The sequence below is a fragment of the Leptolyngbya sp. FACHB-36 genome, from assembly GCF_014695955.1.
GTDB lineage: Bacteria > Cyanobacteriota > Cyanobacteriia > Leptolyngbyales > Leptolyngbyaceae > FACHB-36.
In genome coordinates this window covers 1-7,434 of sequence record NZ_JACJPG010000258.1, presented here as the reverse complement: position 1 = coordinate 7,434, position 7,434 = coordinate 1, and the positions used below count along the sequence as shown (strand labels likewise).

The 7,434-nt window shown below is 53.8% G+C and carries 9 protein-coding genes and 1 pseudogene; all 10 read left to right on the top strand.

Features of this window, described 5'->3' with window-relative positions:
* Positions 1-454, top strand: a pseudogene (locus H6F43_RS06595) (hypothetical protein); the annotation flags it as partial.
* 49 nt (positions 455-503) lie between these two features.
* Entirely contained in the window at positions 504-1,694 is a 1,191-nt protein-coding gene (gvpN, locus tag H6F43_RS06590) for a gas vesicle protein GvpN (RefSeq protein WP_190341858.1), read from the top strand.
* Positions 1,691-2,029 carry a gas vesicle protein gene (locus H6F43_RS06585; protein ID WP_190341856.1) on the top strand — a complete coding sequence of 113 codons (339 nt, stop codon included), beginning with the start codon at positions 1,691-1,693 and terminating at the stop codon, positions 2,027-2,029. The genes gvpN and H6F43_RS06585 overlap by 4 nt, the downstream gene beginning before the upstream one ends.
* A 54-nt stretch (positions 2,030-2,083) precedes the next feature.
* Positions 2,084-2,545, top strand: coding sequence for a gas vesicle protein K (locus H6F43_RS06580; RefSeq protein WP_347272377.1), 462 nt, complete (start codon positions 2,084-2,086; stop codon positions 2,543-2,545).
* Between the two features lie 5 nt (positions 2,546-2,550).
* Complete coding sequence (locus H6F43_RS06575) at positions 2,551-3,294, top strand: GvpL/GvpF family gas vesicle protein (RefSeq protein WP_190341855.1); 744 nt, start codon at positions 2,551-2,553, stop codon at positions 3,292-3,294.
* 78 nt (positions 3,295-3,372) lie between these two features.
* Entirely contained in the window at positions 3,373-3,609 is a 237-nt protein-coding gene (locus tag H6F43_RS06570; protein ID WP_190341853.1) for a gas vesicle protein GvpG, read from the top strand.
* A gap of 6 nt (positions 3,610-3,615) precedes the next feature.
* A complete protein-coding gene (locus H6F43_RS06565; RefSeq protein WP_190341851.1) occupies positions 3,616-4,002 on the top strand; it encodes a VOC family protein in 387 nt (128 codons plus the stop codon).
* Between the two features lie 111 nt (positions 4,003-4,113).
* Positions 4,114-5,379 (top strand): GTP cyclohydrolase II, encoded by a 1,266-nt coding sequence (locus H6F43_RS06560; protein WP_190341849.1) that lies wholly within the window; start codon positions 4,114-4,116, stop codon positions 5,377-5,379.
* Positions 5,380-5,389: 10 nt separating this feature from the next.
* Positions 5,390-6,631, top strand: a complete 1,242-nt coding sequence (locus tag H6F43_RS06555; RefSeq protein ID WP_190341848.1) for a URC4/urg3 family protein — start codon at positions 5,390-5,392, stop codon at positions 6,629-6,631.
* Positions 6,632-6,703: 72 nt separating this feature from the next.
* Positions 6,704-7,339 carry a uracil phosphoribosyltransferase gene (upp, locus tag H6F43_RS06550; RefSeq protein WP_190341846.1) on the top strand — a complete coding sequence of 212 codons (636 nt, stop codon included), beginning with the start codon at positions 6,704-6,706 and terminating at the stop codon, positions 7,337-7,339.
* Positions 7,340-7,434 lie beyond the last annotated feature (95 nt).

Here is a 7,434-nt window from a genome sequence, read left to right as displayed (position 1 = left end):
CGATCGCGCAGTGGAAGTGCAGCAACTCTTTCAAGAGTTTGCCAAGTTTCGCGGTGAACTCCACGCCTTCCGCGATCAGCTGCGCTCTGAGGTTTGGGGCGGCACCAGTCATCCTCAGAACTGCATTGCGAACACGGCTCCCGCTGCCGCACCAACAACTGCCCCAATCAAAACCCTGGTCACGACCAAAACTCCGGTCAAGTCCTTGCAGCGTCCTATTCCAATCGTCCGTAAACCTGTCACTCAGGTGCCCCAGGATGCTGTGCCCTACGAAAAGGAAGTCTACAGCTATATTCACACCGCGATCGGTGCTCGCCTAACGGAGATCGAATCCTCCCTCGGAATCAACCGCTTTCAAGTAGTGGACGCTCTGAGGTCACTTCTCCAAAAAGGATTAATTACGCAGCGCGATCGACTCTATCTCATTCAAGGTCCTCTAACCGTCACCCACTAAATCACCAGCGCGAACTGTTTTACTCCTCACCTCACCCCCTCTAGCCCCTATGACTACTGTTCTTCGTGCCAGCCCCCGTCGATTTGTCAGCACACCCGCGATCGATCGCGTCGCCGTTCGCGCCCTCCGCTACCTTCAATCTGGCTACTCAGTTCATCTGCGGGGTCCCGCTGGAACCGGAAAAACCACACTGGCGCTGCACCTGGCAGACTTACTTACCCGTCCGATCATGCTGGTCTATGGCGATGACGAATTCAAGACCTCGGACTTAATCGGCAATCAGTCTGGCTACACCCGCAAGAAAGTTGTCGATAACTACATTCACAGTGTCGTTAAGGTAGAGGATGAGCTGCGGCAGAACTGGGTAGATTCTCGCCTGACGCTCGCCTGCCGCGAAGGATTTACGCTGGTCTACGACGAGTTCAACCGCTCTCGCCCAGAAGTGAATAACGTTTTGCTCTCGGCGCTAGAAGAAAAGCTGATCGTGTTGCCGCCGAGTCACAACCGCAGCGAGTACCTGCGAGTCAATCCTCAATTTCGCGCGATTTTCACCTCGAATCCCGAGGAGTACTGCGGCGTTCACGCTACCCAGGATGCTCTGCTCGATCGCCTCGTGACAATCAACATCCCTGAACCGGATGAGCTGACACAGCAAGAGATTGTGGTGCAGAAGACGGAGATCGATCGCTCCAGCGCCTTGCTGATCGTGCGACTGGTGAAAGCATTTCGCGTTAAAACTCAAACGGATAAAGCATCCGGGCTGCGTGCCTGCTTAATGATTGCGAAAGTGTGTCACGACCACGCAGTTACGGTGCATTCGGGTAACGCTGAGTTTCGAGACCTTTGCTGCGATGTGCTGCTGTCACGATCGACCGCGTCTCTGGAAGACGCGACTAAAATGCTGTGGAATTTGCTGAACGAAGCGATCGGCTTGAGCGAGGACTTGCTGAGCTCGTCCTGTGAGGAGGCTGTGGATCTAGCAGAACCAGAGCCGATCGCAGACGCCCTAGATATGCTGACGATCGACGCCCTCGACACTACGACTGAAGAGGCTGCAACCACTCCCCACGAGCGCAAAATTCTTGCCTACCTGGTGCAGTTTCCCAATGCGCGACCGTCTGAAATTGAGCAAGCGCTTGGTCTAGAGCGCATTCAATTGATTGATGCACTCCGGAGCCTGACGGAGAAAGGACACGTTGTACAGCGCGATCGCGTATTTACAGTGAAGGAGGAAGCATGATCCCAACCAAAGACTCGGCTAGAGCTATGTCAACCTCAACTCAGGGGTCAAGCCTGGCAGATGTGCTCGAACGAGTACTCGATAAAGGCATCGTGATTGCAGGTGACATTTCCGTTTCCGTCGCCACTACGGAACTGTTAAACATCCGCATTCGCCTGCTGGTTGCTTCAGTGGACAAAGCCAGGGAAATCGGAATCAACTGGTGGGAGAATAATCCCCACTTTAACGCTCAATCGCAGAGCTTGCTGGAATCCAACCGCCAACTTCAGCAGCGCGTGGACAGCTTAGAAACCGAGCTGCGCCAATTGCGGCAGTTAACTCCTGTGCAAGAGTAGAGGCTGAGCAATCCACTCGGCGACAATGAAGGCAGATTTCTACCACGATCGCCCGTGACTTTACCTGAATTGCCGATTCAATCGATTTCCAGTCCTGCCAAATCTAAACCAGAGGCAGGACTAGCTCCCTTGCTGCTAACGGTGACTGAACTGATTCGTCAACTAATGGAAGCGCAGATTATTCGCCGCATGGAAGCGGGCGAGTTAAGCGACGAGCAGCTGGATCGTGCAGCAGACAGTCTCCGCAAGCTAGAAGAGCAGGTGATTCAACTCTGCGAGGTTTTTGAAATCGATCCAGCTGATTTGAATATTGACCTGGGTGAAGTGGGTACACTGCTACCGAAAGCAGGCGGTTACTACCCCGGTGAAACGTCAGCGAGTCCCACCATTCTGGAACTGCTCGATCGTCTGCTGAACACAGGCGTTGTCCTTCAGGGCAATGTTGATCTGGGACTCGCCGATATTGACCTGATTCACGCCAAATTGCAGCTTGTGCTTACCTCTAAACCGCTTTAGCACCTATGAGCCACGGACTTTACCTGTACGGCATTTTTCCTACCCCCGGACCGCAAGACCTGACCCTGGAAGGTCTGGACAAACAGCCGGTGCACACGCAAATTGTGGATGGGTTCGCCTTTTTGTTTTCGGAGGCACAGCAGGAACGCTATTTGGCGAGCCGGCGTAATTTGCTAGGACACGAGAAAGTGCTAGAGCAAGCAATGGATGCAGGCTTTCGCACGCTGCTACCGCTCCAGTTTGGACTCATTATTGAAGACTGGCAGACTGTGACGCAGCAGTTGACCGCTCCTCACGGTCCCAGCCTAGAGCAGCTTTTTACGAAACTGACCGGACTGCGGGAAGTTGGCGTCAAGGTGTTTTGGCAAGCCGATCAAGAGCTGCACGCCCTACTCGACGAAAATCCGACGCTAAAAGCACAGCGCGACAGTTTGGAGGGGAAGTCCTTGAGCATGGACGACGTAATCAGAATTGGGCAGGCGATCGAGCGCGCCCTCGCTAGCCGGAAACAGGCGATCGTCGATGCCTTTCGCGTCGCTCTGAATCCCTTCGCTAGACAGGTTGTTGAAAACGACACCCTAACAGAGTCCATGATCTACAACGCTGCCTACCTAATTCCCTGGGACAACGAGCCTGAGTTCAGCATTCAGGTTGAACAGATTGATCAACAGTTCGACCCTCGTCTCACTATCCGCTACAACAACTTCACTGCTCCGTTTAATTTCGCTCAGCTCGATCGCTTGGACTAGTGCGCTATTAGTCAAACTTTAAAGTGGGCTAACCGCTAACGACTGAAAGACTGACAACTACTAACAACTAAACCTTTTATGATTCGTCTTCTATTTGCTCCTGTTACCGGACTTGCCTGGATCGCAGAACAGATTCAGGAACGTGCTGACGCCGAACTCGATGACCAAGAAAACCTGAGCAAGCAGCTTCTCACCCTTCAGCTTGCCTTTGACATGGGCGACATTCCCGAAGACGAATTTGAAGTGCGGGAAGAAGAGTTGCTGCTGGCAATTCAGGCGATCGAGGACCGCAACCGACTCGAAGCAAGCGCGTAATGAGCAATGCAGGCAAACGGCATTCACCACGTTGCGATTATCTGCTCGGACTATCAACGCTCCAAGCAGTTCTACACAGAGGTTTTAGGATTTTCGATTATTCGTGAGACGTTTCGATCGACGCGGAACTCCTACAAGCTGGATTTGCAGATCGCAGACGGAACTGCGATCGAACTGTTCTCGTTTCCCGATCCGCCACCGCGAGTTAATAACCCAGAAGCCTGCGGACTGCGACATCTAGCGCTGAAGGTAGACGATTTGGATGCAGCAGTTGCGTGTCTGGAAGCGAAATCGATTGCTGTGGAACCTATTCGAGTCGATGAACTCACAGAAAAACGCTTCACCTTTTTCAAAGACCCGGACGGACTGCCGATCGAGCTGTACGAAGCCTAGCGACAAAAATCTGCTGCTTGCACCACTCACCTCGATCGAGTCTTACTGATAGAATCTTAAGCTTAATCCCTCTGCTGCCTGGTTACGCATTGATTCACCCTGGGAGCATCTATGACAACAGAAAAATCAGGGTCAAAGCCAAAGCACATCGTTCTTACCTCGCATCCCAGCCGCTTTGGACCAAAACCGATTCCGATCCAGTGGGGCGATGCGGACCCACTAAAGCGCGGGCCGATCATTGGCACGTTAATGAACTCCGCTCACCGCAACGTGATCGGGACACACTCCGGCTCTTACGGCGTCTACCGCGCGTTGGCAGTGGCGAGCGGCAGGCTGCAATCTGATCATCGGGCAGACCTAACAAACACATCTCCCGCCGCACACATTGGGCCCCATCCGTCCTGGTTCGATCCGGACAAAATCATTTCCCTCGACCCGTTTGGTGCGCTGGTGGGTGAAGCATACAGGTCGCTGTATGAGCAGGGCTACGATATTCTCCCAACGATCGCCGTTACCAAAGCGCACATCAACATGCCTGAACTGGTCGATGCGATTGAAGCAGGACGCTTGCGCATCGATGGCACGGTGATGAAGTCAGGCGGCGATTTGGTGGTGACGAAAGCGGCGATCGAACCCGTGTGGCACCTTCCTGGAATTGCTAAGCGGCTCAGTGTGATGGAGTCCGATTTACGTCGGGTGCTGTTTGAGCAGACGGGCGGCATGTTTCCAGAACTCGTGACGCGCCCAGATCTAAAGGTATTTCTGCCACCGATCGGCGGCATGACTGTGTACATCATTGGAGACATTGCGGCAATCACCGATCCGAATCGTCCCCTAGCGGTGCGCGTACACGACGAGTGCAACGGCTCAGATGTGTTTGGCTCCGATATCTGCACCTGTCGTCCCTACCTGGTGCACGGAATTGAAGCCTGCGTGGAAACGGCTCAGGAGGGTGGTGCAGGCATTATTGTGTATTTGCGCAAAGAAGGTCGCGCCTTGGGTGAAGTCACAAAGTTTCTCGTCTACAACGCCCGCAAGCGGCAGGAAGGCGGCGATCGCGCCGATGCCTACTTTGCCCGAACCGAGTGCGTTGCTGGCGTTCAGGATATGCGCTTCCAGGAATTGATGCCAGACGTGCTGCACTGGTTAGGCGTCACACAGATCGATCGCTTCATCTCGATGAGCAACATGAAGTACGACGCGATCACTCAATCCGGCATCACGATCGTCGAGCGGGTGCCGATTCCCGATGCGCTGATTCCAGCGGACGCCAAGGTAGAAATTGAAGCCAAGAAAGCGGCTGGATACTACACCGAGGGTGTGGTTCCCGACGACGTTGCCTTGGCAGACGTGAAGGGACGCAATTTAGCGGAATAGCTTCGCCCCTATGCTGACTGCTGCTGATGATGCCACGATCGCTTACCTGCGCTCTCCCATTGCCATTCGGGAGCGCTGCGGGCAGCTTTTTGACTTGGCTTGCGCCGATCGTCTGCGCTATTTTCGCTGTGACTTGAGCCAGCTTGAGCGCACGGCAGACTACGTGCTTCAGGTAACTCGCGAGAGCTACCCGGACCTGAAGATTCCGTTTCATAGCCGTTGGCGACATTTTGAGGTGGGTACACGACCGCGCCTCGCAGAGTTGAAAGATAAACTAGCAGGTCTATCGCCTGTAGAAGCGGCTCAAGCAAAATTTGACTTGGCGATCGTCAGTGTGCTTCTGGATGCGGGCGCAGGATCGGTATGGCAGTACCATGAACCTGCGACTGGCGAGGTGTTTCGTCGATCGGAGGGACTGGCGGTTGCCAGCTTTGACGCGTTCTGTCAGGGCGTGTTCTCTAGCAATCCGGCAATTCCATTACAGGCGGACGCGATCGGGCTGCGGCAGCTAATCAACACTCGTCTGAGCAACGCGTTTCAGGTTAGCGATACCAATCCTTTGGTTGGGGTTGCGGGGCGTATCCGTCTGCTGCAACAGTTGGGTCAAACACTCCAGCGTCATCCTGGGCTGTTTGGCTCGCAAAATCCTCGCCCCGGCAATCTGGTTAACTACCTGCTGGAGCAAGCAACGGATGGACGGCTCGATGCCAGTCAGGTGTTTGCCGCCGTACTAGAAGGGCTTGGCGACATCTGGGCTGGACGTCTTACTCTAGCAGGCGTCAACCTTGGCGATGTCTGGCTACACTCTGCCTTGTCGAATCCTGCCGTTCCTCATTCAACGCTGGTGCCTTTCCACAAGCTGTCTCAGTGGTTGACTTACTCACTACTAGAGCCATTGCAGGAACTTGGCTTGGTGATTACCGGACTGGAGAATTTGACAGGCTTACCAGAATATCGCAATGGAGGTTTGTGCCTGGATTTAGGACTGTTGCAGGTCACTGATTCGATCGTCTTCCAGCAGGCACACCTCCCTAGCTCTGAAGTGATCGTTGAATGGCGGGCACTGACCGTAATTCTGCTCGATCGCCTCGCTGAAACGATTCGGCAGCAGCTTAACCAAACCACGGCTGACCTGTCTCTTGTCAAAATTCTCCAGGGTGGAACGTGGACCGCTGGACGGCGGATTGCCGCTGAGCGACGTCCTGGCGGAACTCCACCGATCCAAATCGACAGCGATGGCACTGTATTTTAGCGAGGGAATGATGGATTCAGACGCTGAGTCCATCATTCTGAGTTTCTACGTTGTTTCCTATTTCTTACTTCCATGCCTGCCCAAGTTACCGTCATTGACCATCCTCTAATTCAGCACAAACTCACCCTGATGCGCCGTGCCGAAACCAGCACCGCAAAGTTTCGATCGCTGCTCACCGAAATTAGTATGCTGTTGGCATATGAGGTAACGCGAGATTTGCCGCTCAAAACTGAGTCAATCAAGACGCCACTAGCCGTCATGGACGCGCCGGTTTTAGCAGCAGAGAAAAAGCTGGTGCTCGTCTCGATTATGCGGGCAGGGCAGGGAATCTTGGATGGCATGCTGCAGCTAATGCCTACAGCGCGAGTTGGGCATATTGGTTTGTACCGCGATCCAACAACACTGGTTCCGGTCGAATACTATTTCAAACTGCCACACGACGTTGAAGAGCGAGATATGCTCGTCGTTGATCCAATGATTGCAACGGGTAACTCCGCAGTCGCAGCCGTCAGTCGTCTAAAGGAGACTAGCCCAAAATCTCTGAAGCTAGTCTGCCTATTAGCGGCTCCAGAAGGCATTCACAACTTTCACGACCAACATCCGGACGTCCCAGTTTACACAGCCGCGATCGACGAGCGACTCGATGAGCACGGCTACATTATTCCAGGATTGGGCGACGCGGGCGATCGCCTGTTCGGCACAAAATAGATTGACGCCCCATAAAAGCCGCATAAAAAATGAGGGACGTGAATTTCACGTCCCTCCACAGCAATACTGACTAACTCCGACTAGTCTCTGAGGTC